Source organism: Haloferax sp. KTX1, from assembly GCF_902410085.1.
Taxonomy (GTDB): domain Archaea; phylum Halobacteriota; class Halobacteria; order Halobacteriales; family Haloferacaceae; genus Haloferax; species Haloferax massiliensis.
Map to the genome: position 1 here is coordinate 66,538 of NZ_CABPRH010000007.1, position 23,470 is coordinate 90,007.

Annotated in this window: 24 protein-coding genes and 1 tRNA gene; 15 read left to right on the forward strand and 10 right to left on the reverse strand. The window is 68.7% G+C overall.

Annotated elements, in window-relative coordinates:
* The first annotated feature begins 99 nt into the window (after positions 1-99).
* From FY251_RS12450 to mptA, 3 genes are all read left to right on the forward strand, one after another.
* On the forward strand, positions 100-339 hold the full coding sequence (locus FY251_RS12450) for a hypothetical protein (RefSeq protein WP_148415169.1): 240 nt from the start codon (positions 100-102) through the stop codon (positions 337-339).
* Positions 340-501: 162 nt separating this feature from the next.
* Positions 502-897, forward strand: a complete 396-nt coding sequence (locus FY251_RS12455; RefSeq protein WP_004975410.1) for a hypothetical protein — start codon at positions 502-504, stop codon at positions 895-897.
* An 81-nt stretch (positions 898-978) separates the two neighbouring features.
* On the forward strand, positions 979-1,905 hold the full coding sequence (gene mptA, locus FY251_RS12460; RefSeq protein WP_148415170.1) for a GTP cyclohydrolase MptA: 927 nt from the start codon (positions 979-981) through the stop codon (positions 1,903-1,905).
* A gap of 76 nt (positions 1,906-1,981) precedes the next feature.
* On the opposite strand, the gene FY251_RS12465 is transcribed toward mptA, so the two are convergent.
* Together FY251_RS12465 and FY251_RS12470 are read right to left on the reverse strand one after the other, a co-directional pair.
* On the reverse strand, positions 1,982-2,785 hold the full coding sequence (locus tag FY251_RS12465; RefSeq protein WP_148415171.1) for a TrmB family transcriptional regulator: 804 nt from the start codon (positions 2,783-2,785) through the stop codon (positions 1,982-1,984).
* Positions 2,786-2,859: 74 nt separating this feature from the next.
* Positions 2,860-4,518, reverse strand: coding sequence for a DUF255 domain-containing protein (locus tag FY251_RS12470; protein ID WP_148415172.1), 1,659 nt, complete (start codon positions 4,516-4,518; stop codon positions 2,860-2,862).
* A gap of 181 nt (positions 4,519-4,699) precedes the next feature.
* On the opposite strand from FY251_RS12470, the gene FY251_RS12475 reads away from it, so the two are divergent.
* The 4 genes from FY251_RS12475 to FY251_RS23130 all read left to right on the forward strand — a co-directional run bounded on the left by FY251_RS12475 (position 4,700) and on the right by FY251_RS23130 (position 6,378).
* Positions 4,700-5,299 carry an FxsA family protein gene (locus FY251_RS12475; protein ID WP_187367407.1) on the forward strand — a complete coding sequence of 200 codons (600 nt, stop codon included), beginning with the start codon at positions 4,700-4,702 and terminating at the stop codon, positions 5,297-5,299.
* 180 nt (positions 5,300-5,479) lie between these two features.
* Positions 5,480-5,553, forward strand: a tRNA-Ile gene (locus tag FY251_RS12480).
* Positions 5,554-5,879: 326 nt separating this feature from the next.
* Positions 5,880-6,068 carry a hypothetical protein gene (locus tag FY251_RS12485; RefSeq protein WP_042661863.1) on the forward strand — a complete coding sequence of 63 codons (189 nt, stop codon included), beginning with the start codon at positions 5,880-5,882 and terminating at the stop codon, positions 6,066-6,068.
* Between the two features lie 181 nt (positions 6,069-6,249).
* Positions 6,250-6,378, forward strand: a complete 129-nt coding sequence (locus tag FY251_RS23130; RefSeq protein ID WP_255516694.1) for a hypothetical protein — start codon at positions 6,250-6,252, stop codon at positions 6,376-6,378.
* A gap of 127 nt (positions 6,379-6,505) precedes the next feature.
* Here the strand turns inward: FY251_RS23130 and FY251_RS12490 are convergent, their stop codons facing one another.
* A complete protein-coding gene (locus FY251_RS12490) occupies positions 6,506-7,528 on the reverse strand; it encodes a sodium:calcium antiporter (protein WP_148415174.1) in 1,023 nt (340 codons plus the stop codon).
* A 118-nt stretch (positions 7,529-7,646) separates the two neighbouring features.
* Positions 7,647-8,870 carry an enhanced intracellular survival protein Eis gene (gene eis / locus FY251_RS12495; protein WP_148415175.1) on the reverse strand — a complete coding sequence of 408 codons (1,224 nt, stop codon included), beginning with the start codon at positions 8,868-8,870 and terminating at the stop codon, positions 7,647-7,649.
* A gap of 139 nt (positions 8,871-9,009) precedes the next feature.
* On the opposite strand from eis, the gene FY251_RS12500 reads away from it, so the two are divergent.
* From FY251_RS12500 to FY251_RS12520, 5 genes are all read left to right on the forward strand, one after another.
* Positions 9,010-9,231 (forward strand): hypothetical protein, encoded by a 222-nt coding sequence (locus FY251_RS12500; RefSeq protein ID WP_148415176.1) that lies wholly within the window; start codon positions 9,010-9,012, stop codon positions 9,229-9,231.
* 164 nt (positions 9,232-9,395) lie between these two features.
* Positions 9,396-9,647: a hypothetical protein gene (locus FY251_RS12505; protein WP_004969679.1), complete on the forward strand. Its 252-nt coding sequence runs from the start codon at positions 9,396-9,398 to the stop codon at positions 9,645-9,647.
* Positions 9,648-9,806: 159 nt separating this feature from the next.
* Positions 9,807-10,337, forward strand: coding sequence for a DUF5815 family protein (locus tag FY251_RS12510; RefSeq protein ID WP_004969680.1), 531 nt, complete (start codon positions 9,807-9,809; stop codon positions 10,335-10,337).
* Positions 10,338-10,680: 343 nt separating this feature from the next.
* Entirely contained in the window at positions 10,681-13,929 is a 3,249-nt protein-coding gene (carB, locus tag FY251_RS12515) for a carbamoyl-phosphate synthase large subunit (RefSeq protein ID WP_148415177.1), read from the forward strand.
* Positions 13,930-14,059: 130 nt separating this feature from the next.
* Positions 14,060-14,824 (forward strand): SDR family oxidoreductase, encoded by a 765-nt coding sequence (locus FY251_RS12520; protein WP_148415178.1) that lies wholly within the window; start codon positions 14,060-14,062, stop codon positions 14,822-14,824.
* A gap of 12 nt (positions 14,825-14,836) precedes the next feature.
* Here the strand turns inward: FY251_RS12520 and FY251_RS12525 are convergent, their stop codons facing one another.
* Entirely contained in the window at positions 14,837-15,658 is an 822-nt protein-coding gene (locus FY251_RS12525) for an NAD(+)/NADH kinase (protein WP_148415179.1), read from the reverse strand.
* A gap of 186 nt (positions 15,659-15,844) precedes the next feature.
* Between FY251_RS12525 and FY251_RS12530 the strand changes: the two genes are divergently transcribed.
* A complete protein-coding gene (locus FY251_RS12530) occupies positions 15,845-16,969 on the forward strand; it encodes a KaiC domain-containing protein (protein WP_148415180.1) in 1,125 nt (374 codons plus the stop codon).
* Positions 16,970-17,043: 74 nt separating this feature from the next.
* Here the strand turns inward: FY251_RS12530 and FY251_RS12535 are convergent, their stop codons facing one another.
* From FY251_RS12535 to FY251_RS12545, 3 genes are all read right to left on the reverse strand, one after another.
* Entirely contained in the window at positions 17,044-17,715 is a 672-nt protein-coding gene (locus tag FY251_RS12535; RefSeq protein ID WP_148415181.1) for a nitroreductase family protein, read from the reverse strand.
* 163 nt (positions 17,716-17,878) lie between these two features.
* A complete protein-coding gene (locus FY251_RS12540; RefSeq protein ID WP_148415182.1) occupies positions 17,879-18,313 on the reverse strand; it encodes a universal stress protein in 435 nt (144 codons plus the stop codon).
* A gap of 61 nt (positions 18,314-18,374) precedes the next feature.
* Positions 18,375-20,333 (reverse strand): ATP-binding protein, encoded by a 1,959-nt coding sequence (locus tag FY251_RS12545; RefSeq protein ID WP_148415183.1) that lies wholly within the window; start codon positions 20,331-20,333, stop codon positions 18,375-18,377.
* A 134-nt stretch (positions 20,334-20,467) separates the two neighbouring features.
* Between FY251_RS12545 and FY251_RS12550 the strand changes: the two genes are divergently transcribed.
* The gene (locus FY251_RS12550; protein WP_148415184.1) at positions 20,468-20,881 is read left to right on the forward strand and encodes a hypothetical protein; all 414 of its coding nucleotides are present in this window, start codon (positions 20,468-20,470) and stop codon (positions 20,879-20,881) included.
* A 46-nt stretch (positions 20,882-20,927) separates the two neighbouring features.
* Here FY251_RS12550 and FY251_RS12555 read toward each other — a convergent pair whose 3' ends face one another.
* Positions 20,928-22,202 carry a DNA double-strand break repair nuclease NurA gene (locus FY251_RS12555; protein ID WP_148415185.1) on the reverse strand — a complete coding sequence of 425 codons (1,275 nt, stop codon included), beginning with the start codon at positions 22,200-22,202 and terminating at the stop codon, positions 20,928-20,930.
* Between the two features lie 151 nt (positions 22,203-22,353).
* On the opposite strand from FY251_RS12555, the gene FY251_RS12560 reads away from it, so the two are divergent.
* Positions 22,354-23,013 carry an HAD family hydrolase gene (locus tag FY251_RS12560; RefSeq protein ID WP_089781617.1) on the forward strand — a complete coding sequence of 220 codons (660 nt, stop codon included), beginning with the start codon at positions 22,354-22,356 and terminating at the stop codon, positions 23,011-23,013.
* A 24-nt stretch (positions 23,014-23,037) separates the two neighbouring features.
* On the opposite strand, the gene FY251_RS12565 is transcribed toward FY251_RS12560, so the two are convergent.
* Entirely contained in the window at positions 23,038-23,433 is a 396-nt protein-coding gene (locus FY251_RS12565) for a hypothetical protein (RefSeq protein ID WP_148415186.1), read from the reverse strand.
* Positions 23,434-23,470 lie beyond the last annotated feature (37 nt).

Here is a 23,470-nt window from a genome sequence, read left to right on the forward strand (position 1 = left end):
TCGCCTCTCGTTCTTGGCTCTCTTTCGCCCGTCGTTACGCGCCCCGACTGTCGCCCCACCGGCCAAACATTTATCACCATCCATGAAGTGTGTTACCACATGTCATCCAAAAACGGACAGCAACCGTCTTCTCCAGACGCCACCGCGCCGCCGACCGTCGCACCCGTCTCCGACGTCCCGCCCGGTGCGCGGGTCCACCACTTCGACGAGTTGAGCGAGCGGACCCAGCGCGCGCTCGCGGCCGCCAGTCCCGCCGGCCGACTCGACATCGACACGACCGCCTCGCGGCTCTCGCGGGGCGACGTCGTGGTGTTCACCGACTACGTCCGCGTTCAGTAATCTCGCTACCTCCGTCCCGTCGCCCGCGTTCTCCGGCCGACCCGGTCGCCCCCCGAGCCGTGCGGCCGTCTCGTCGCGTCTCGCGGACGGCCGGGACCGAAGTCGTTTTCCACGCGTCGCCGCCTATCGCCGGGTATGGCAACAGGTGGCGGCCAAGGAACGATGACGCTCGCGTTCGAACTCTCCGCGCTCAAACAGCTCGGCGACCCGAACGCGGCGTTTTCTGACGCCCGGACGTGGACGAAGTACATCGGCGTGGTGAGCGAGAAACCCACGTACGTCGTGACGAACTTCACCCGGAAAGAGCGAATCCGGCAGGACTTCTTCTCCGGACCGCGCGGCGTCAAAGAGAGCCTCGAAAACGTGATGCGCCAGTTCGACACCGACCGGCACGTCTTCGTCGGCACGTCCGACGAGGACCGCGCGGTGGCCGAGGAGACCGGCTGGGAGTACCTCCCCGTCGAGGACGCCGCCGAGGCCGCCGAGTGGGTGCTCGCCGGCGACGACGACGCCCCCGCCGACCCCTTCGAAGACGAGGGGCGCGACGACTGGCCCTAGTCGGAACACAGCGGCGCGTTCGGCCGCGATTCCGTTCCCCTATCGAAAGCACTAATCAGCAACGGCACTTCTTATTCTCCGATGAGTCACCAGTTGCCTGACGTACAGGCCTCCCAGCCGGACGTGACCGTCGGGCTGAGCCAGGTCGGCGTCACGGGCGTCGAGAAGCTCGTCAAGATAGCCCGCGACGGGAAGCGACCCCTCGTCTTGATGGCGGAGTTCGAAGTGTTCGTCGACCTCCCCGGCGGCCGCAAGGGCATCGACATGAGCCGAAATATGCAGGTCATCGACGAGGTCCTCGAAGCCGCCGTCTCCGAGCCGGCCTACCGCGTCGAGGACATGTGCGGCGACGCCGCCGAGCGCCTCCTCGCCAAACACGAGTACACGACGACCGCCGAGGTCAGCATGACCGCAGAGCTCGTCGTCCGCGAGGACACCCCCGCCAGCGGCCTGTCCACCCAGAGCACCGCCCAAATCATCGCCAGCGCCACCGCGACCGACGAGGGCACCCGCGAGGAAATCGGCGCGGAAGTGGTCGGCATGACCGTCTGTCCCTGCTCGCAGGGGATGTCCGCCTCCCGCGCCCGCGACGTGCTGCAGGACCTCGCCGTCGACGACGACACCATCGAGGAGTTCCTCGACACGGTGCCTCAGCCGGGCCACTCCCAGCGCGGCCACGCCACGCTCACCGTCGAGACGGAGGGCTCGCCCGAGGTCGACCTCATGGACCTCATCGACATCGCCCGCGACTCGATGTCGGCGCGCATCTACAACCTCGCGAAGCGCCCCGACGAGGACCACATGACCTACCACGCCCACGCCAACGCGAAGTTCGTCGAGGACTGCGTCCGCTCGATGGCCGAGCTGTCCATCGACGCGCTCGACCACCTCGGCGACGACGCGGTGGTCCACATGAAACAGTCGAACGACGAGTCGATTCACCAGCACAACGCGCACGCCGAGCGCGAAGTGACGCTGGGACAGCTCCGCGACGAGCTCGACGCCTGAACGCCCTCGACGCCCGAGACGCTCGTTTTTCGAATCCGACCCCGATTTCAGTTCTCGTTTCCGTCGCCGTGAGCCGCTACAGCGAGAGCGGTGCCGCTTCCTCCCAGCGCGGGTCGAACGTCGCCCGGAGGTCGGCGGCGAACTCGGGGTCTTTCAGGTCGATCATGGCGAACGCCTGTCCGGGGTCGAGGGGGTTCGGCACCTCGATACAGACCTCCACGTCGTCGATGAGGTTGAACACGCCCGTGACGTTCTCCGCGGTGCGCGCCCGGAAGTTCGGCGCACTCGACAGTCGGTTCACGTAGCTCTGTCCGACGCTCTCGGGTAGGCTGTCGACGAGACCGGGCGACATGAGCATCGACACTTCGACCCCGCGGTCGAGCGCGGCTTCCAGTTCGTCGACGACGAGGTTGCCGACGGCGTCGAGGTCGAACTGCGGCGAGGGCGTCCCGGCCACCATCACGAGCGAGTCGTCGGCCGCCGCGAGCCGCTCGACGAGCAGGTCGATGGTCTCGTCCGCGCCGACCGCGGCGGTCCAGAACTGGTCGTGGACCGGCTCCGCGGCGTCGAGTTCGTCGGTCAGCTCGGCGACGACGTTCTCGTACTGCTCGGCCTTCTCGGCCAGCTCTTGGCGCTTCGATTCGAGGAGGCGGTCCAGCGCCGTGTCCGGCTCGACGGCGACGTACTTCTTCGGCCGGCTGGCCGCTTGACTCCGGATGAGGTGGTACTGTTCGAGGCTGTTCAGCACGTCGTAGACACGACCCATGGGCACGTCGCTGGCGCGCGATAGCTCCTTGGCCGTCGTCGCCCCCGTCCGCAGGAGCGCACGGTAGGCTCGGGCCTCGTACTCGGACAGCCCGAGGTCTCGCAGACTGGTCATGCACCGTCCGTCACGTTTCTCCTTGATAAACAAACCGGATGTTTACACCCGCAGTCCGTTGCCGCCGGTCGCTGTCAGGCGTCGGGCGTGACTGAAGACACAGCCTCCATCAACTCCTCGGGAGTGGTTGCCTCCACCGCCGTCTCGCCGGCGCTGACGCGCGCGGTCCCCGCCGGGAGGTCGTCGGCGCCGGCGTCGGGCACCACGAGCGCCTCGTGGTCCGCGACGCGGAGCGCCGCCCGGTGGAGGTCCGAGCCGACCCCGTCGTTGAGTTCGACGAGGAGCGGGTCGCGGAGCAGTCGCGCCGCCGCGGTGCCGTAGGCGGCGACCTGCACGCCGATGCGGTCCCACGCGCCCGCGAACGCGGCGATAGTCTCCCGTGCCACCTCGCGGTAGCGTCCCTCGCCGGTGAGCGCCGCGAGGTCGAGCAGCGCGTTCGCCATCTCCACGTTCCCGTCGAGTGGGCGCAGTGGTGACGACAAGAGCGCCTCGCCGCTCGCGGGGCCGTCGAGGAACGAGCCCTCGTCGAACAGCTCGTCGATGGCGGCGTCGGCGACCGCGGCGGCGAGTTCGAGGACCGGTTCGCCCGCCACCGACTCGTCGCCGAGCACCTGCCGGGCACGGCAGGCCGCGGCGACCACGCGCGCCTGGTCTTCCAGCAGGAGGTCCTCGCCCGCGTCGCCGCCGGACCGGAAGTGGGTCACGACGCCGTCGTCGACGAGGTCCTCGGCGATTCTGTCGAGCGCGCGGGAGCCGAACTCGCGGGCCCGCTCGTCGTCGGTGAGCCCCGCCAGCACCAACAGCGCGTCCGCGGCGAGGGCGTTGCCGCCGGCGTACACCGTGAGGTCGGTCCGCGGGCCGGGCGCGTTGTCACGGCCCTCCTTTCCGAGGAGGTAGTAGTCCGTCCCCGCGGCGGGACCCATGCTCCCGGCGAACCCGGTTCCGGTCCACAGCGAGTCGACGAGGAAGTCGGCGGTCCCCGCGGCCGGATCGAGGTAGGCGTCCTCGCCGGTGTAGCGGTAGCCGTTGGCGAACGCCCGCAGGAGCGCGGCGTTCGATTCGAGCGTCTTCTCGCGGTTCGGCTTCGACCACGCGGCGTCGTCGGCGTAGCGGAAGAAGCCACCCTCGACGGGGTCGTACAGGCCGTCGCGAATCGCGTCGAGCGACCGGAGCGCCCGGCTTCGGTCGCGCTTCAGCGCGAACTCGACGGTCCGCGGGAGCGGGAACTTCGCGGCGTCGCCCCACCCGCCGTGGGCCTCGTCGAAGGCGACTTCCAACTGGCCGGCGAGGTGCGATTCGATTTGCGGCGACACCTCGCCCGCGGGCGGGAGGTCGCCCCTGAGCGCCCGCGGGAGCCGCCCGGCCTCTGCGCCCTTTTTGTCCCACACCTCGCGCACGCGGTCGACGACCTGCCGCATGCCGTCGGGGCCGATGAACGTCGCGCCCGTGATGGGGTGGCCGTCGGGCGCGAGGAAGACGGTCGAGGGGAAGCCGCCCATGTTGTACCGCTCGCGGATGCGCGGCTGGCGGTCCACGTTCACCCGAATCGGGACGAAGCCGTCGTTGAGGTTCGCCGCGATGCGCGGCTCGGCGTACGTCTCGGCGTCCATCTCGTGACAGTCCTCGCACCACGTCGCCGACAGCGAAAGCAGAATCGGCTTGTCCGCCGCTCGCGCCTCGGCGAACGCGTCGGGACCCCACTCTCGCCATTCGACGCGCGTCTCGTCGGTCATGTCCACCCATCCGCGGTGGACGCGGGTAAGCGCTTCGAGCCCTCGTGGCACGACCGGTCGCAGTCGGGTGGTCTGTCGGTCGGCCCCGCGAGTCCCTCGACGGCCCCCGGTCGGATTCGGGACACCGGCGCGTCGCGGGCGGGACAAAAGGGCTATGGGCCGCGACCCGGTAGTGTCGCCCATGCGAACGCGCACGCTGATGGCGCTCTTGCTCCTCATCCCCCTCTCCGACGCGTTGCTGCTCGTGGTCGTCGCGCAGTACATCGACCTCGTGCCGACCGTCGCGCTCGTCGTCCTGACCGGGCTCGTCGGGATGCTCATCGTCCGCGCCGAGGGGCGACACACCCTCAGAAGCCTCCAGTCGAAGTTCGCCGGGGGCGACCTCCCGACGAACGAGGTCATGGACGGCGGCCTGCTCATCGCCGCGGGCGCGTTCCTCCTCACGCCGGGGCTCGTCACCGACACCATCGGCTTCCTGCTCGCCATCCCCGTGACTCGGTACCCCATCCGCGAGGTGCTCAAGCGCTTCGTCGTCAAGCCGTACCTCGACAAGCGCGCCGACGGCTTCGTCACCGGCAACGTCTGGACGACCGGCTTCCCGCAGGGCGACTTCGGTCCCGGCGGCCCCGGTGGCCCCGGTGGCTCGCCCGGTCCGGGCGGCGGGAGCGGTTCCGGCGGAAGCGGTAGTAGCGGCAGTAGCGGCAAGGGCGGCAGCGACGGCGTCTACGACGCCGACCCCGACTCCTACCGGTTCGACCGCGACAGCAACGACTCCACGTAACGCGTCTTTCTCGCTTTCGCGTCAGTCGTTCGGTGTTCTCACCCGCGTAGCCGCGCGGTTCCCCCGCGCTTCGATTCGCGCAATCGACCGACGACGCCGACATTCACTAACACGCACCAACGCGCCTCCGAAAAGAAAGTCTTAAAATCAACAGCGCACAACGAGTGAATGCGCTTACCTGGGCCAATAGCTCAGTCAGGTTGAGCGCTCGGCTGATAACCGGGAGGCCCGCGGTTCAAATCCGCGTTGGCCCACTCCCATCGATAACGTTTCGTTGCCGATGCGAGTCAGGGGCTGAAACTCCCCGGCCACCCAACTTCTGCGGATACCACTGACCGAGAGAACGTTCGGTCCGTCGTTCGTGCCGTCGGGACGAATCAGCGACGAAGCCTCGACTCCGCCGACCGAGCGGCGACGCCCTCGGTACAGAAAATTACTACTGCTTGACTCAAATACCGCCCATTCATCGTAATCACGAGCCTATTTGCACAGAATCGTCTGTATTTATCGGCACATATCTGGTCGAACGGACGAATACAGAGAAAGCTATATCACGCAATAGATTGTGGTACTGAACAACATGGAATACGAACTCACCTGTCTGTACGGGTGCGGCCACACCTCCACGGCCGACTCCCGCGAGAGCGTCGGCGTTCTCGTGATGGAACACATGGACGACGAACACGACACGCCCGTCGACCCGCTCGAAGCGGGCGAGCTCGCGTTGAAGCGCTTCGACGGCGCGTCGCTCCGGCAGGCGCGGCAGTAGGAAACGTTCTGATTTCTGTTACGTCTTCCAATCCGAGTTTCTCTCGGTGACAACCGTCTCACGAGCCCAAGTGGCGGTTCAGTCTGCCGATTTCCTGCTTCGAGGGCCCACGGCCTCGGACAAATTTACTCAGTTCTGTATCCCAGTAGTATTAAATCCGTACACGCCATACGTGTTTGTGATGCCAACCATCGACGTCTCCGAACACCTGTACCGCCAGATTGAGTCCGCCGCCGACGGCGACGACCTCGACGCGGCGATGTGGAAGATGGTCGGCCGGTACCAGCGCGGTAACACGCCCGGCGACTGACAGGCTTCGGACCGACCCCGCGACCCTCGACCGCGCGTGCGGTCGTCATCAACCTCGCTCGCCGCGACAGCCCTTTCCGCGGCGAGTCCGTTTTCCGTTTTCTGAGAGGTCATCCCAGAGCGTCGTCTCAGCCGAGAAACCCGGTCACGCCGAGGCTTTCTGCGACCAGCCACGCGACGAACAGCGCGTAGGTTCCGAGGAGGAGGTACGACTCGCCGCGCGTCAGTGCCATCTCGGTTCGGAGGACGGCGAAGAAGACGACCGACGCGCCCGTGAGGAAACTCATCATCGGCACGACCTCCTCGAAGTTAATGACCGCGCCCCCGGCGACGAGGATGCCGACCGGGAGGGCGACGAGGAGCGCGAAGACGTTGCTCCCGAAGACGTTGGCGAGGCTCATCGGCGCGTTGCCCTGCCGGGCGGCCGCGACGCTGACGAAGGTGTCCGGCAGGCTCGTGCCGGCGGCGACGACCGTCAGCCCCCAGAGGAACGGCGACGTGCCGAAGGCGTCGCCGAGGCCGACCGCCGCGCGGACGAGCAGTTCGGCCCCGACAAGGATGACCGCGAGCGACCCGACGAGCGCGAGCCACTCGCGGCCCGGGTTCACGTCGTTGACGACGGCGGTGAGTCCCGCGCGGTGCTCCAGCGTGTCGTGGTACTGCATGAACAGATACAGGCCGTACAGCCCGAGCGGGATGAACGCGAGCGGGGGCGTGACGAGGCCGTCGAGGCCCGCGGTGTCGGCGGCGGGGCTGTAGATGACCGCGAGCGAGAAGGTGAGCACGAGGACGGCGATGGAAAGCAGGTAGAACTGCGCCTCCTTGTAGACGAGGTCGCGGTTCGAGGCGAGCCGCTGGCCCTCGCCGACGAGCGCCGACACGGCCGGGATGATGAGGATGTTGTAGACGGCGGACCCGACGACCGCGCCGACGCCGATATCGAACGACTGGTACCGGAGCGTGGCGATGACGATGCTCGATAGCTCGGGGAAGCTCGACCCCACGGCGGCGATGATGGCTCCCTGCACGATGGCGGGGAGGCCGTAGTACGCACCCAGCCGGTCTGAGGCCTGTACGAGCATGTCGCCGCCCCGCCACGCGAGGGCCGCGCCGGCGACCGCGAACGCGACGAGGACCGGAACAGATGGCACGCCCGCACTTCGGCGGCCGATAGCAAAAAACCGACCCGAACGGGGTCGCCGAACAGCGCCGCCGCGCAGTCGCCCGGTCGTCGGCGGTTCGCCCGCCGGGTCCGTCCCGCCCGCGCTCTCAGAACCCCTCGCGGAGGTACAGGTCCCGCTCTGAGAACACCGCGTCGAGGGCGTCGGCCGCGCGTCCGTCGGCGACTGCGAGGTGTTCGGTGCGGGCGAGCGCCTCGACGGACCGCGCGCCGACGAGGAGCTGTGAGAGCGCCCCGATTTCGACGGTCGCGTCGGGGGCGATGTCGTCGCCGACCGGTTCGACGCTCGCCTCGCCGTCGGCGACGGCGAGTCCGAACGGGCCGTCGTTCCAGTCGCAGCGGTCGTCTTCGACCGCGAGGACGAGGTCGCAGACGGTGTCGGCGGGCAACGAGACGGCTTCGAGGGCGGCCGACACGTCCACGATACGGACCATCGGCCCGGGCTTGATCTCCACCGTCGCCGCCCGCGGGTCGGTCAGGTCGTCGATGAGTCGGGTCGACGCGTGCTCCGACGAGAGGACGACCTCGTCGACCTGCGAGTCGTGGTCCCGCAGGAATCGGAGCAGTTGGGCGCGGGCGTCGGCGTCGACGGCGACGAGTTCCGCCACGGTCAGCGTCCGCGACTCCCAGTCGCCGGTCACGTCGTAGACGACGTAGCCGCGGAGGTCGCCGTCTCGCTCCCAGCCGTAGACGAACGGGTCGTCGTCCCAACCGCGGAAGAGCCGGTGTCGAATCCACCCCTCGCTTCGGTTCACCGCGAGGTCTGCGGTCGCCGCGGCCGCGTACACGCCCTCGACCCGCGCCCAGTCGTCGGCGTCGAGTCTGACGAACTCCCCGTCGGGGTCGGCGGCGACCGCCGCGAGCTCGTCGGGCGGGACGGTCGTCTTCGCGTAGTTGTTCGCCGTCGCCCAGCCGAACCGGCGGTAGAACGCGTACTTGAACGGCCAGAGGGCGGAGAGGTATCGCCCGGTGTCGCGGAACTCCGCGAGCAGGTCGTCGAGCATCGCGGCGATGTGGCCCCGTCGGCGCGCCTCCGGCGGGGACGCGACGGCGGAGACGCCGGGCAACGGATGCCACTCGCCGCGGACGCGGGCCGTGAAGTCGTAGAAGGCACAGACCGCGCGGAGCGACGCCGCGTCGAGGTCTCCGACGGGTGCGTCGCGCGGAGCGTCGTAGAACCCCCGCGGGCGGTAGCTCTCCGGGTCGGGAAGTCGCTCGTCCGGCCAGTCGGGACCGTTCTCGGGGCGGAAGGCGTAGTCGAGGAACTCGCGGTACGTCTCGCGGTGCTCCTCGGGGAGAGGGCGGAGATGCATACCCGCGGTGCGTCGGGCGGCAGTATATGTTTTCGGTACCGGGGGCACGTCGTCGAGCGATTCGACGGGGCTCGACGGGGGTTGAGACGTCGCTCTCCGAACCGTGCGATTCACGTCGCCTCGGTCCCGAGTGCCGCGTATGAGCGAGACGAAACAGTCGTTTCTGTCGCGGGGGAACCTCCTCCTCGCGGCGGTCGTGACGCTCGGCATCGTCCTCCCGGGCGTGGCGCGCCGCCTCCTCGGCGAAGCGGGCTACAACGATCTCGGGATGGTCGTGTTCACGCTCGGCTACGCGGGTATGGTCTTTATCGTCTGGTACGGGTGGCTTCGACCGCTCGACATCACCGGCCCCTCCGGGTAGTCCGCCGCAGTCCGTCGCGGTCGTACCGTTCCGAATCGGTGTCTGCCGACCGTCGGGACCGTCCCGACCGCTCGGTCGCCCCAATATCGGGGGGCTCGGCCCCCGGTTTCCAACGAGAATAACGGAACTTTGATAGTCGATTCGAACCGACCGAGAAAACAAGAATGCTTCCCCTTCAGCTCGTAGACACCTTCCTGCTCGACTACAACATCGGGCAGGCGCTGTTGCTCGTGTTCATCCTGTCGACGGTCGGCACGCTGCCGCTGAAGTCACGGCACGTCCTCGGCATCAACGCCACGCTGTTCGGGCTCATCTTCCTTCTGACCCCGGTGACGCTGGGCAAACCGCACTACATGTTCCTCGGCATCACGCTCCTCATCGTCGGCCCCATCGTCTACGTCTCGGGCCGCCGCTGAGGGGACGCCGCCGCGCGGTTCTCCTCCGGTCGCCGCCGTTTTTCGCCGACAGTACGACGGACAGACCGACCGCAACTGACGTTCCGTGTTCGTCTCGTTCCGCGCGCGCGGATTCCGAAGAACGCGACGTTTAAACGGCGAGAACCGCAACCCACGGGTATGTCTGAACCGAGCGTTCCCGGCGGCCGCGGGGCCGTCTTGGACCTCCCCTGCGGCGAGACGAAGCGCGTCCGGGAACTCGACTTGGGCAAACGGGAGTTCGACTGTCCCTGCGGCGACAGCCACGCCGTCGTGATGGACGTCCACCCGCCCGACCGCTTCCTCCCGGAGTTCCTCGTCGAAATCCTCCAGGAGACCATCGAGACCACGAGCGACGACATGCCCGAGTTCGGGACGGCCCACCTCATGGGCATCGTCTTGGAGGAGTTCCCCGAGGCCGTCGTCTCCGAGGACGTCTCGGAGGACGGCGAACTCGGCGCGGGCATCGTCTGGGTGACCGATTTCGATTCTCGACGGCTCCACGAGATAATCGTCGAACTCGTCGTGGAACTCATGGAACACGCCGTCAGCCACGCCGACGACGACGACGTCGTCTCGGAGTTCGAGTCGAAGATGCTGCAGTTCGACGTGAGCGAGTTCGTCGACCAGTACCGCGCCCAGCGCGACCTCGACCCCGAACCGTACATGTAGCGCGCGTCGAGCGCCCGCTTTTCGGTCGATTCGAAGCCGCGTGACCGCCGGGTCCAGCGTCGCCTTCGCGCCGTGGCTCACGACCCGCGGGTCCAGCGGAACAGCCGGCGGTTGTCGTTGTCGCTGAAGCCGAAGGGGGCGTCGGCGACGCGGTCAGTCTGGTCGGGTCGAACGGCGGCGTCGTGAATACCGCGGGCATGCGTAGCCGGTACTCGGATACCCGTCAAAAGCCTTCCCCGGCCACGACAGCGGCGTTCGGGGGCTTTTTCGAAATTCGCAATCGAGTTTCGGACCTCGTAATTTTTCGCCGGACTTATTACGATGTGCGGATTGGATTCCGACGATGACTGACGAGGACACCTCGACCGGGTCTCAGGAAGGCACGGAGGACCGGACGATTTTGCTCATCGGAAGCGGCCCGATCCAGATCGGACAGGCGGCGGAATTCGACTACTCCGGCGCGCAGGCCTGCCGCGCGCTCCGAGAGGAAGGCGCGCGAGTTGTCCTCGTCAACTCGAACCCCGCGACCATCATGACCGACCCCGAGATGGCCGACAAGGTCTACATCGAGCCCATCACGACCGAGGCCATCTCCGAGATTATCGAACAGGAACGCCCCGACGGCGTCATCGCCGGACTGGGGGGGCAGACCGGGCTCAACGTCACGGCCGAACTCGCGGAGGAGGGCGTCTTAGAGGAGTTCGACGTGGACATCATGGGCACGCCGCTCGACACCATCTACGCGACGGAGGACCGCGACCTCTTCCGCCAGCGCATGGAGAAGATCGGCCAGCCCGTCCCGAAGTCGACGACCATCTCGCTGGAGGAAGGCGAGGCGGTCGAGAACATCACCGAGGAGGCCCTCGAAGAGCGCGTCGAAGACTCCGTCGACGCCGTCGGCGGCCTGCCGGTCATCTCGCGGACGACCTACACGCTCGGCGGCTCCGGGTCGGGCGTCGTCCACGAGATGGACGAACTCGTCTCCCGCGTCCGCAAGGGCCTCCGCCTCTCGCGCAACAGCGAGGTGCTCATCACGGAGTCCATCTCCGGGTGGGTCGAACTCGAATACGAGGTGATGCGCGACGCCGACGACTCGTGTATCATCATCTGCAACATGGAGAACATCGACCCGATGGGGATTCACACCGGCGAGTCCACTGTCGTCACGCCCTCGCAGGTCATCCCCGACGAGGGCCACCAGGAGATGCGCGACGCCGCGCTCGGCGTCATCCGCGAACTCGGGATTCAGGGCGGCTGTAACATCCAGTTCGCGTGGCACGACGACGGCACCCCCGGCGGCGAGTACCGCGTCGTCGAGGTGAACCCGCGCGTCTCGCGGTCGTCCGCGCTCGCCTCGAAGGCGACCGGTTACCCCATCGCCCGCGTCACGGCGAAGGTCGCCCTCGGCAAGCGCCTCCACGAGATCACCAACGAAATCACCGGCGAGACCACCGCCGCCTTCGAGCCCGCAATCGACTACGTGGTCACGAAGGTGCCGCGGTGGCCCAAGGACAAGTTCACCGACGTTGACTTCGAGCTCTCGACGGCCATGAAGTCCACCGGCGAGGCGATGTCCATCGGGCGCACCTTCGAGGAGTCGCTTCTGAAGGCGCTGCGGTCGTCCGAGTACGACCCCGCCGCCGACTGGGACGAGGTGTCCGACGAGGAGCTCGAAGCCAACTACCTCGAAACCCCGACGCCCGACCGCCCGTACGCCATCTTCGAGGCGTTCGAGCGCGGCTACACCACCGAGGACGTGGTCGAACTGACCGACATCCACGAGTGGTACGTCGAGCGCTTCGGCCGCGTCGTCGAGGCGGTCGAGGCCGCCTCCGAGGGTGACTTCGCCGCCGCCGCCTCCGCCGGCCACACCAACGCCAGCATCGCCGCGGCGACCGGCACGAGCGTCGGCGAGGTCGAACAGAACGTCCCCGGCCGCACCTACAAGCAGGTCGACACCTGCGCCGGCGAGTTCGCCGCGCAGACGCCGTATTACTACTCCGCGCGCAAGCCCGAGTTCTTCCGCGGGCCCTTCGAGGGCGACTCGGCGGGTAACGAACTCCGCGTCGACCGCGACATGGAGAGCGTCGTCGTCGTCGGCGGCGGTCCCATCCGCATCGGACAGGGCGTCGAGTTCGACTACTGCTCGGTCCACGCGGTGCAGGCGCTCCGCGACATGGGCATCGACGCGCACGTCGTCAACAACAACCCCGAGACGGTGTCGACCGACTACGACACCTCCGACGGCCTCTTCTTCGAGCCCATCACGGCCGAGGAGGTCGCCGACGTCATCGAGGCCATCGACGCCGACGGCGTCATGCTCCAGTTCGGCGGGCAGACCTCGGTCAACATCGGCCACCCGCTGGAGTCCGAACTCGACCGCCGCGGCGTCGACTGCGAGATTCTCGGCACGACCATCGACGCGATGGACCTCGCCGAGGACCGCGACCGCTTCAACCGCCTGATGGACGACCTCGGCATCCTCCAGCCCGAAGGCGGCTCCGCGACGAGCGAGAGAGAGGCGCTCGACCTCGCAAACGACCTCGGCTACCCCGTGTTGGTCCGCCCGTCGTACGTCCTCGGCGGCCGCGCGATGGAAATCGTCCACTCCGACGCGGAGCTCAAGGAGTACATCGAGGAGGCCGTTCGCGTCTCCCCCGACAAGCCCATCCTCATCGACGAGTTCCTCGCCGACGGCGTCGAACTCGACGTGGACGCCGTCTCCGACGGCGAAAACGTCCTCATCGGCGGCGTGATGGAACACGTCGAGGCCGCGGGCGTCCACTCCGGCGACTCCGCGTGTATGATTCCGCCGCGCTCGCTCGACGACGAGACGATGGCCCGCGTCCGCGAGGTCACCGAAGACATCGCCAGCGCCCTCGACACGGTCGGCCTGATGAACGTCCAGCTCGCGGTCAAGCGGAACGAGGACGGCTCGAACGACGTGTACGTCCTCGAAGCCAACCCGCGGTCCTCGCGCACCGTCCCGTTCGTCTCGAAGGCGACGGGCGTCCCGATCGCAAAGCTCGCGGCGAAGGTCATGGCCGGCAACTCCCTCGACGACCTCGACGTGAGCGAGCAGATTCCCGAGCAGGTGTCGGTCAAGGAGGTCGTCCTCCCGTTCGACCGCCTGCCGGGTTCGGACCCGCGTCTCGGCCCGGAGATGAAGTCCACGGGCGAGGTCATGGGCACCGCCACCTCGTTCGGCAAGGCCTACGAGAAGGCCCAGTCGGCGGCGAACGACCCGATTCCGGCCGACGGAACCGTCTACGTCGACCTCGCTTCCCCCGAGTTCCCCGACGCCGACAGCGAGGCCGGACAGGAACTCCTCGACGCCTTCGGCGAGTACTACGAGGTGCTCACGCCCGAGGACGTCGACGACTTCCTCACGATGCTCCGCGAGGGCGACTTCGACTTCGTCGTCTCCCGAAACCGCGAGACGCTCATCGACTGCGTCGAAGAGGAGGTCAGCTACTTCTCGACGTACGCCTCCGCGAAGGCGGCCCTCGAAGCCCGTGGCGCGGCCGACGAGGACATCGACGTGCTCCCGGTCGGCGAGCGCCCGCGCGTCGTCGCCAACTGGGGCCAGTAAGGAGCCAGCAGGGCGCGCGGACCCACCGACGCGACGTTTCGATTCTCCGTTCTCCCGGCCGCCGAGCGCCGCCGACCCGGACTTTTGACGCGTTCCCGAAGATTATTGAGCCGCGCCCCCATGCGGGGGTATGGCACGCAATCGCGGTCGCGTCCTCCTCGCCGGTGCGACGGGTCGGACGGGCCGACACGTCCTCGACGCGCTGGCCGAGACGCCCCTCGTCGTCAGGGCGCTGACCCGCGACGCCGACGCCGAACCCGACCTCCGAGCGCGCGGCGCGGACGAGGTCGTCGTCGGCGACCTCCTCGACCCCGACGACGCCCGGCGAGCGGTCCTCGACGCCGACGCCGTCGTCTCCGCGGTCGGCGTCTCGGCGGGGCTCGAAACCATCCGCGGCGACCTCGTCGACGGCGCGGGCGTGGTGAATCTCGTGGACGCCGCGACCGCTTCCGGCGCACAGCGGTTCGTCCTCACGTCCTCTATCGGCGTCGGCGACTCGAAGGGCGGACTCCCGCTGTCGCTCCGCGCGATTCTCACCGCGTCGGGCGTCCTCTCGGCGAAGGAACGAAGCGAGAACCGTCTTCGGGACGCGCCGCTCGACCACACGATTATCAGGCCCGGCGCGCTCACCGACGCCCCCGCGACCGCCGACGTGGTCGTCGGCGAGGGCGGCGACTCCGTCCGCGGGAGCGTCCCCCGCGCCGACGTTGCGAACGTCCTCGCGCACTCGCTTTTCACCCGCGAGACCGAAAACCGGACGTTCGAGGTCGTCTCCCGCCCCGGACTCCGCGGCCGGGCGGACAACGTGGTCGATATCGACTGGACGCCGCTCCCCCGAGCCGAGGCCGCGGGCGGCGAGGGCGACCAAGAACGGGAGCGAGAACTCGCGGAGTAGTCGGCGGCGCGCTCAGTCGAGTTTGCCGAGCGCCTCGAAGAAGTCGGAGGTCGGACCGGCGAGTCGGACCGGCGAGTCGGACCGCTCGATGCGAATCTCCGTCGGCGGCGACACCGTCCGACGGGTCCGGCCGTCGCCGACGACGACCGCCGACGCCGCGTCGGTGACGGTGACGGTCACGGCGGCGTCCAGCGGGACGACGAGCGGCGGCATCCCCTCGTCGGCCGCCATCTCGGTGACGACGAGCCCCTCGACGCCGGGGTGGACGAGCGGGCCCCCCTCGCTGAGATTGTAGGCGGAACTCCCCGCGGGCGTCGTGACGAGCACGCCGTCGGCGTGGCTCCCGGAGTACAGCGAGCCGTCCACGCGGACCTCCAGGTTCGCACCGCCGCCGTGGCCCCGCCGCGGGCCGTGGACGACGACCTCGTTCATCGACGGGTCCATCTCCCAGTCGTCGCCCGTGGCGACGATGCGGGGGACCTCCCGGACCGACTGGTTCCCCTCGCGGAACGCGGCCACCTCGGCCAACACCTCGTCGATGGCGTCGTCGGGCGAGACGGCGTTCAGGAAGCCGACCTCGCCGAGGTTCACGCCGAGGATGGGGACGCCGTCGGCACCGCGGGCGGCGTAGAGGAACGTTCCGTCGCCGCCGATGCTCACCACGAGGTCGCAGTCGTCGAACGACTCGACGGGGACGCCCTCGACGCCCAACTCCGCGGCGGTCGCCGCGTCGACGACCGCCTCGGCGTCGACCCCCGCGAGCGCCTCGCTCGCGTCCGCGGCGAGGTACGCCGCCCGGCTGTTGCCCTTCTGTGCGACGATGCCGACCTTCATGCCCCGCGGTTTGGCGTCCCCGGGCAAAAGCCCACCGTCACGTCGCCCGGTCTCGCGTCCGCTCGTCCCGCCCGGCGACGCCGCGTGATAGCTTCGCGCACGGGAAACGTTCATCACGACGCCGACACACCATGAGATGATGGCAGGCACGGACGCCGGCCGCGCTGTCGTTCGGTGGTGGCTCCCGTGAGTGACGACGACGACTGGTTCGAACGGGCACTCCGCGAGACCGACGACGACGAGACCGACGCAGACGACGCGGACCCGGAGGAACGCGAGCAGCGCGACGACGGCGAGACCGACGCAGAGGCGGACGGCGACGCCGAGACCGAAAGCGGAGCCCCCGAAGCGACAGACGCGGCCGGAGACGAGGGCGAACCGCTGTCGTTCGGCGACGACCCGTTCGGCGGGGGTGCGGGCGACGACGACCCGACAGACGACGACCCGTTTTCGACCGACTTCGCCACGGCGTTCAACAACGCGCCGACGCCCGACGCGGGTGGCGGGTTCGGCGGCGAGTCGCCCGGCGACGATTTCGGATTCGGTCCCGCCCCCGGCTCCGGTCCCGAGGGGTCTGACCCCCCGACCTTCGACGACGAGGAGTTCGACTCCGACATCGACCGCATCGATATCGGCATCGAGGGGCTCGACGACATGATTCTCGGCGGCGTCCCCGAGCGGTCGCTCATGGTGGCCATCGGGAGCGCCGGGACCGGCAAGACGACGTTCGGCCTGCAGTTCCTCCGGAAGGCGCTCGAAGACGGCGGCAGCGGCGTCTACATCACGCTCGAAGAGAGCCGCGAGCGCATCCTCGATACGGCCGACGAGAAGGGCTGGGAGTTCTCGAAACACGAGGCCGACGGCCGGTTGGCCGTCGTGGACCTCGACCCCGTGGAGATGGCGAACAGCCTGTCGAGCATTCGCAACGACCTCCCGCGGCTGGTCGAGGAGTTCGGTGCCGACCGGCTCGTCCTCGACTCCGTCTCGCTTCTGGAGATGATGTACGACCACCCCTCGAAGCGCCGCAGCGAGGTGTTCAACTTCACGCGGTCGCTGAAGGACGCCGGCGTGACGACGATGCTCACCTCCGAGGCTGACCAGTCGACTCCCTACGTCTCCCGACACGGCATCGTCGAGTACCTCTCGGACGCCGTGTTCGTCCTCCAGTACGTCCGCGGCGACGACTTCCGGGAGACCCGGCTCGCAATCGAGATTCAGAAGATACGCGACGCCAACCACTCCCGGGAGACCAAGCCCTACGAACTCACGAACGAGGGCATCAGCGTCTACCGGCAGGCGAACATCTTCTGACCCCGCGTTCCGCGTTCCGGCGGTGCCGGCCTCGAACGCGCGCGTCCGCGGCGAAGAAAAGCGTCGTCGATAGCTCAGTCGTCGGCGGGCGCGGGGTCGGCCGACTGTTCGGACTCGAAGCTCTCGAAGTGGACGACCTCGTCGACCGGGCGGCGGTACTTGCGTTCCGCCTGCAGTTCGCCGGCGTCCTCGGCGGGGATGCCCATCGTCAGGAGCATCACGGGTTCGTAGCGCTCGCCGTCGATGTCGAACGCGTCGAGGACGGCGTCGGCGTCGAAGCCGCCGACGGGACAGGAGGCAACGCCCTCGTCCCACGCGGCGTACATGAGCGACATGGCGACCAGCGACGTCGAGCGGACGGTCCAGACGCGGCGCTCCTGCTCGGGGAGGTCGGCCATGCCGGCGATGTTGTCGAGGATGTCGTCGCGGACCTCCTCGCTCGGCAGGTAGCCCTTCTCCAGCATGTCGTCGGCGACGGTCTCGGCGTGCGCCTCGGGGTCCTTGTTGCCGAGCACGATGACCGACGCGGCGGCACCGGTGACGTGGTCTTGGTCGTAGGCCGCCTCGCGGAGCAGCTGCTGTGTCTCGTCTTCGCGCAGCACGACGAACTCCCACGGCTGGAGGTTGTAGCTCGACGGGGCCTGTACGGCGTTTTCGAATATCGTCCGGAGGGTCTCGTCGTCGAGCGACTCGTCGGCGTACTCGTGAATCGAACGGCGGGTCGTCACGACCTCTGTGAACTCCATCGGTTCCCGGCAGGGACGGCGCACAAATAGGCCGTTGTAATCCGGGTGAATCGGCCGATTCCGGTGTGTTCGCAGTTCTCGTATCGGCACACTACCGGGTGACGCCGGTGTTACCGAGGGGGGGCAGACGCGCGGTCCCGCGGCGGCGGCCGCCCGTCGCGGCTCACCTGACGATGGTCACCGGCACGGGCGACCGCCGGAGGACCTCCTCGGCGACGCTTCCCAGCAGGATGCGCGAGACGCCGGTCCGTCCGTGGCTGCCCATCACGACGTGGTCGTAGTCGGCGTCGTCGCCGCCCAGCACCTCGACGATGACTTTCTGGGGGCTGCCGACCTCGATGCGGTCGGTCACCGACCTGTCGGCGTCGACGAGTCCCACCTCGGCTTTCACCTCGGCGAACGTCTCTCTCGCCTTTCGTTTCTCCGCTTGGAACCACTCCTCGGAGCCGCTGAGCGCCCGCTCTCTGTAGTCGGCGTCGGCGGGGTTGATGACGTTCAAGAGCGTGAGTTCGGCGTCGGGCCACTCCGAGGCGGCGAAGCGAACCGCGGCGACCGACTGCGGCGACCCGTCGGTCGGTACGAGCACGTGTTCGGCCATGTCGCGGACTACTCGGCCGACCGCTAAAAAGCCGCCCGGCGAGCGCGCCGCGTCGCGGCCGTCAGTCGCCGTGTCGCGTCACGCAGGTCGAAAGCCCCGTCAGCTCGACGGGTTCGGAGTTGTCGGGCGAGTAGACGACCATCTGGCCTTTCTCCATGTACGGCACCTTGTCTTCGAGGTTCGGCGGGATGTTGACGCTCTTGATGGCGTCCTCGTCGCCGAGGTTGAGCACGATTTTCGTGTTCACCTGCTTGAACACCGGGTCGGCGATGTCCTGCGGGTCCTGCGTGATGAGAAACAGCCCGAGGCGCTCCTTGCGGCCCTGTTTGGCCGCCTCGGTGAACTTCTGGATGACCTTCCGCGCCTGCACCGAGTCGGCGTCGGTGAGGAAGTTGTGCGCCTCGTCCATCCCGAGGACGACCGGCGTCTCCTTGATGCGGTCGCTCGACGGGTCGTTCGAGAGTTTGTCGTCGATGAGCAGCGCCGACACCGCGAGGACGAACAGCTCCTTCGCCCGGCTCGACGAGAGGTGGTAGGTCGGCACGACCGTCAGCCCGCCGGGGCGGACGAGCTGGTGGTCGAGTTCGGTTATCGACCGGGCGTCTTGGTCGAAGACGCCGCTCGGCACGCCGCGGACCCGGCGTTTCACCGCGTCGAACGTGGCCTCGTGGACCCGCCCCGACTCGTCGAGTTCCTCTTTCAGCGCCGGGTCGTCGAGGAACCGGAGGAACTGCTTGTACGTCCCCGAATCGCCGTAGTCCCCGAAAAAGCGGTTCAGGAGTTCGGTGAGCGCCTGGTACTGGTTGTCGTTGAGGCTGCTGCCGGCGACGAGCCACGGGAGGTCCCGCACCATCGAGAAGGGGATGGTGAACTCCAACTGCTCGGCGCGGTGGTTCGCGCCCGGATACGACGACCCGGCCATCTTCGGCACGAGCGCGACGGTGTTCTCGTGGCCGCCGTGGGCGACGCCCTCGCGCTCGTAGCGCCGGGCCGTCTCGGCGTCCATGTCCGGGTTGTCGTCGTGCATCTGGGCGTACTCGTCCTGCGGGTCGAACTGGACGACCGCGGTCTGGACCTCGCGGCCGTCGTCCATCTCGTAGCTCCGTTCCGCCGAGAGGTACTGCCGCAGGATGTTCTTCGAGGCGTGGGTCTTTCCCGAACCGGTGCCGCCGGCGACGAGCGTGTGGCGGAACACCAGCGGGTCGCCGTCGGTGTAGTCGTCGTTCAGCCGGTAGTCGATGGTCGGCGGCCGAGCCGCCGTCCGGACCTTCTCCCCGCCGACCGAGAGATGGCCGAGGAAGACGCCCGCCTCGGGAATCTTCAGGCCGGTCTTAATCTGGGTCGCGTCGGTGGCCTCGCCGACCGTCGCCTGCGGTTTCGGCACGCGGTCGACCATCCGGCGCTTGAGGTCGCCGCCGTCGGAAAACAGGACGGCGATGGGTTCGAGTTCGGCCATGAACTTGAAATCGCGCTCCTCGAACTCGTCGGCCGGGCGGCGCATCGCCCGGCGGGCGTGAATCTCCGTCGCGTCGTCGGCCTGGAACTCCTGGGCGTACTCCAGGCCGACGATGCGGCAGAACAGCAGTTCGTCGTCGGGGTAGGGGACGACGAGGTACTTCCCGAGGCGGACGCGCTCGCGGTTGCCGGCGGTCACGAACGCCCGGAGCGCCGTCCGGTCGGGGTCCTCCGACACGCGCAGGCCCTGCGAGACCGCGATCGCGCCGACGCCCCGCTCGTCGCCGACGGGGTCGGCGTCGTAGTTGTCGAACCGCAGGTCGTCCGCGTCGTCGGTCGCGCCGCTCGAATCGGTCGGACCGGCGTCGTCGCGCTCGCCGCGGTCGGTTTCGACGTCATTGCCGTCAGCCGCGCTCGCGTCGGCGGTCTCGGCTTCCGCGACGGACTCGGACTCCGCAGAGCGCCCGTTTCCGGCGGCTTCCGCTCCTCGGTCCTCTTGACTCGGGTCGGACGAGTCGTCGGGGTCGTCGCCGGCGAAGTCGCTGAAGTCCCCCAGGTCGGTCATGTTCCAACGCTTGCGGGCGGCGAGTAAAAAGCCACGCGTCGGCGACGGCTCTCGGTCCCGTGTCGGATGGTCCCGTATCCCGCGGTCTCGGGCCGTCGCGTGCGACTTTTCCGTGTCGCGCACCTAACCCGGCTATGTTATTGGTCCGCGGTCACGGCGGCGGCACGGCACTCACCGGCACGATATTCGAGCGGGGGGAGCAAGCGCCGACCTACCGCGGCGCGCCGGACGAGGACGCCCCCTACGTCTGGGTCTGCGACGAGTTCTACGAGGTCGAAAGCGGCGGCTCGGAGACCGAAATCGACGGGCGGACGATTCGCGTCGCCTTCGACACGCCGCTTCCCCGCGGCTTCGACACCCGCGAGCAGGCGCTGTCGGCGGCGAAAGAACACGTCAGGACGCAGTTCGCGCGGGTCGGCGTCTCCGCCGACGACGTGCGGGTCGAGGTCGTCCGACCCGAAGAGGAGGGCTCGCCGGAAGACGAACAGCCGTCCCCGGCTGACCGCTCCGCCGACGAGGGCTCCCCCGAGGGCGACGCGTCGCTCTGAGGTCGGCTGAGCGTCTCGGTTTTCCGGCTGTGCGACGCCTTGCCGCTCACTCGTCGGCGTCGACCCAGCGGATGTTGTCGTAACTTTTCATCGGGTCCGAATCGAGCTTCTCGGAGAGCTTGCGCCTGAGCGCGGCCTTCTCGCCGACGCTCACCCGCGCGAGTTCGTCGGCCTTCTCGACCGCCAGCGGCGGCCCGCGCGTGGCGGCCACGTCGCGGACGACGTGGTGCATCAGGTCCGCCCGGAGGTCGGGGTCCTTCGTGAACGCGTAGGGCGCTTCGACCCGGTAGCAGACGTCGGTTCGTGGGTCGTACAGCACGAAGAACGTCACCGTGTACGCCTCGGGGTCGAGCGTTCGCTCGATGCCGAACGCCTCGCCCTCGGCGCTCAGTTGGCGGTCCGACCCGCCGCGCGAGGCGAACCAGCTCGTGAACGTGAGTTCGTCGGTGCGGCGCTCGTCGCCGTCGGGGCCCTCCCGGCGTTCGAGCAGGTTGACGAAGAAGGCGGCGTCGTCGACCCACGGCCGCCGGCCGGCGTCTGTCCCGTCGAGCTGTTTCCTGACCGTGCGGACGACGTGTTTCGCGCCGGGGTTCTTCACGAAGCCGGCGAGGGGGACGCCGCGCTCGACGAAGCGCTCGACGAGTCGGACGTAGTTCTCGACGACGGCCTTCGGCTTCGCGTCGCGCGCGAGGTCCTTCAGTTCGGCGTCGCGGTCGCGCCAGTTCAGGAGTTCCTTGGGGTACACCGGCCCGTCGAGGATGAGGAGGTCCGAAACGGCGTCGGCGTGTTCGAGCGCGTGGGCGCTCTCGGCGAGGTAGAGCGCGAGCGCGTGGACGACGCCCTCGGCGTAGCGGTTGACCCGCGGGACGCTCAGCACGCGCCGGCGGCCGTAGCCCTCGTCGGAGTGGAGCCACTCGTCGGTGTCGAAAAACGGGACCGGGTCGTGGGTGTGCGCCGCCATGACGATAGAGCGGTGGCGGTGGAGGTCGAGGTCCGACGGCTCGGCGGCCATCGCGGCGTGGGCCACGTCGAGGACGAGCCCGTTTTTGAACGTCGTCGGGTTGATCGTCCCCGAGTCGAGGCCGTGGACGGTCGGAAACGGCGACTCCGTGAGCGCCACGTCGTCGATGTCCGCGGCGCGGAGCCGTTTCTCGCCGAGCGGTTCGACGATTGGGAGCCCCCCGTCGGACGATTCGAGGGGGTCGAGAAACGACTCCCAGACCGTCCGCGCGAGGTCGTCGTAGTCGGCGTCGTCGACCGAGTCCGCGATGGAACTCGCCATGGACGCGATGTCGTCCACGTGGACGGGGTCGAGGGTCATATCTCGGCGTCGTCGCCGACGGGTATAGTGGTTGCCGTCGCCGGTGGGCTGTCGTCCGGGCGGGGCCGCCCTCGTACCGGCGCGAGACGGGTTATTCCCTCGACAGGTCCCGGCACGCTCATATCCGTTCGTTTCCAACGCTTCGCCGAGAATGTCTGTCAGCGCGGTCGGGTTCGACCTCGACTACACACTCGCGGTTCCGACGCGGGACCGCGAGACGATTCTCTCGGAGGCGGCGGCGGCGTCGGGCGCGCCCCCGCTGACCCGAGAGGCGTACCTCCGGGCACACCAAGAGAACCTCACGCGCGAGACGCGCGAACCCATCTTCGAGACGCTCCTCGACGAGCACGGCTCTCCCGTCGACCCGGAGCGCGTCACCACGGCGTACCGAGAGCGAATCACCGACGCGGTCGTCCCCGTCGAGGGCGTCGAGGCGATGCTCGCCGGCCTCCGGACGACCTACCGCGTCGGCCTCCTCACCAACGGCCCGGTCGTGGCACAGGAGGCGAAAATCGACAAACTCGGGTGGCGCGACCATTTCGATACCGCCCTCGTGACGGGCGCGCTCCCCGCCGGAAAGCCGGACGGGCGGGCGTTCGACGCCCTGCTCGACGACCTCGGGACCGCCCCCGAGGAGACCGTCTACGTCGGCGACAGCGTCCACCACGACATCGCCGGCGCGCACGACGCCGGGCTGCGTCCGGTGCAGGTGCTCGGAGACGGCTGCGACGACCCAGACCCGCGGGCTATCGCGCACATCCACCACGACGACCTGCCGACGGCGCTGCCCGAACTCCTCGCGGACCTCTGAGTCGGTCGCGCCACGGCCGGCCAGTTATTCCTCGCGGTCCCCGGCGTCGAGCGCCGCGACCAGCGCGCGGAACGCCGGGAGCGTCCACTTCACCTGCGCGCCGTCCTCGACGAACACGAGCGTCCGCGGCGGGCGGACCGCCTTCGGGCGAACGCGAAGCCCCGCCTCGGAGGCGGCCTCGGCGGTCACGTCGGGGTGGGCGAGGAACTCGACGCGGGCGCGGTCCGGCTGGACGTACACCTCCGCGACGCGCTCGCCGTCGGCGGCGACCGCGTAGGCGAGCGCGCCGTCGTCGGTCGGTTCCACGTCGGCGTCGGCGTCGACGACGGAGAGAACCGAGAAGGCGTCTTCGTGGCCCGTGACCTCCGAGGCGAGCAGTTGGGCGATGCGTGTCCCGTCGGAGAGCGAATCGACGACCATGCCGGGCGTTCGCGCCCGGACGGTTTCGGGGTGTCGC

Coding starts and splice junctions, on each gene's coding strand:
- FY251_RS12560 (WP_089781617.1), top strand. CDS start 22,354: ATGTCTGTCAGCGCGGTCGGGTTCGACCTCGACTACACACTCGCGGTT.
- FY251_RS12465 (WP_148415171.1), bottom strand. CDS start 2,785: ATGACCAGTCTGCGAGACCTCGGGCTGTCCGAGTACGAGGCCCGAGCC.
- mptA (WP_148415170.1), top strand. CDS start 979: ATGAGTCACCAGTTGCCTGACGTACAGGCCTCCCAGCCGGACGTGACC.
- FY251_RS12555 (WP_148415185.1), bottom strand. CDS start 22,202: ATGACCCTCGACCCCGTCCACGTGGACGACATCGCGTCCATGGCGAGT.
- FY251_RS12565 (WP_148415186.1), bottom strand. CDS start 23,433: ATGGTCGTCGATTCGCTCTCCGACGGGACACGCATCGCCCAACTGCTC.
- FY251_RS12550 (WP_148415184.1), top strand. CDS start 20,468: ATGTTATTGGTCCGCGGTCACGGCGGCGGCACGGCACTCACCGGCACG.
- FY251_RS12510 (WP_004969680.1), top strand. CDS start 9,807: ATGTCTGAACCGAGCGTTCCCGGCGGCCGCGGGGCCGTCTTGGACCTC.
- FY251_RS12470 (WP_148415172.1), bottom strand. CDS start 4,518: ATGACCGACGAGACGCGCGTCGAATGGCGAGAGTGGGGTCCCGACGCG.
- FY251_RS23130 (WP_255516694.1), top strand. CDS start 6,250: ATGCCAACCATCGACGTCTCCGAACACCTGTACCGCCAGATTGAGTCC.
- FY251_RS12450 (WP_148415169.1), top strand. CDS start 100: ATGTCATCCAAAAACGGACAGCAACCGTCTTCTCCAGACGCCACCGCG.
- FY251_RS12475 (WP_187367407.1), top strand. CDS start 4,700: ATGCGAACGCGCACGCTGATGGCGCTCTTGCTCCTCATCCCCCTCTCC.
- FY251_RS12500 (WP_148415176.1), top strand. CDS start 9,010: ATGAGCGAGACGAAACAGTCGTTTCTGTCGCGGGGGAACCTCCTCCTC.
- FY251_RS12520 (WP_148415178.1), top strand. CDS start 14,060: ATGGCACGCAATCGCGGTCGCGTCCTCCTCGCCGGTGCGACGGGTCGG.
- FY251_RS12540 (WP_148415182.1), bottom strand. CDS start 18,313: ATGGCCGAACACGTGCTCGTACCGACCGACGGGTCGCCGCAGTCGGTC.
- FY251_RS12545 (WP_148415183.1), bottom strand. CDS start 20,333: ATGACCGACCTGGGGGACTTCAGCGACTTCGCCGGCGACGACCCCGAC.
- FY251_RS12455 (WP_004975410.1), top strand. CDS start 502: ATGACGCTCGCGTTCGAACTCTCCGCGCTCAAACAGCTCGGCGACCCG.
- FY251_RS12485 (WP_042661863.1), top strand. CDS start 5,880: ATGGAATACGAACTCACCTGTCTGTACGGGTGCGGCCACACCTCCACG.
- FY251_RS12535 (WP_148415181.1), bottom strand. CDS start 17,715: ATGGAGTTCACAGAGGTCGTGACGACCCGCCGTTCGATTCACGAGTAC.
- FY251_RS12505 (WP_004969679.1), top strand. CDS start 9,396: ATGCTTCCCCTTCAGCTCGTAGACACCTTCCTGCTCGACTACAACATC.
- carB (WP_148415177.1), top strand. CDS start 10,681: ATGACTGACGAGGACACCTCGACCGGGTCTCAGGAAGGCACGGAGGAC.
- FY251_RS12525 (WP_148415179.1), bottom strand. CDS start 15,658: ATGAAGGTCGGCATCGTCGCACAGAAGGGCAACAGCCGGGCGGCGTAC.
- eis (WP_148415175.1), bottom strand. CDS start 8,870: ATGCATCTCCGCCCTCTCCCCGAGGAGCACCGCGAGACGTACCGCGAG.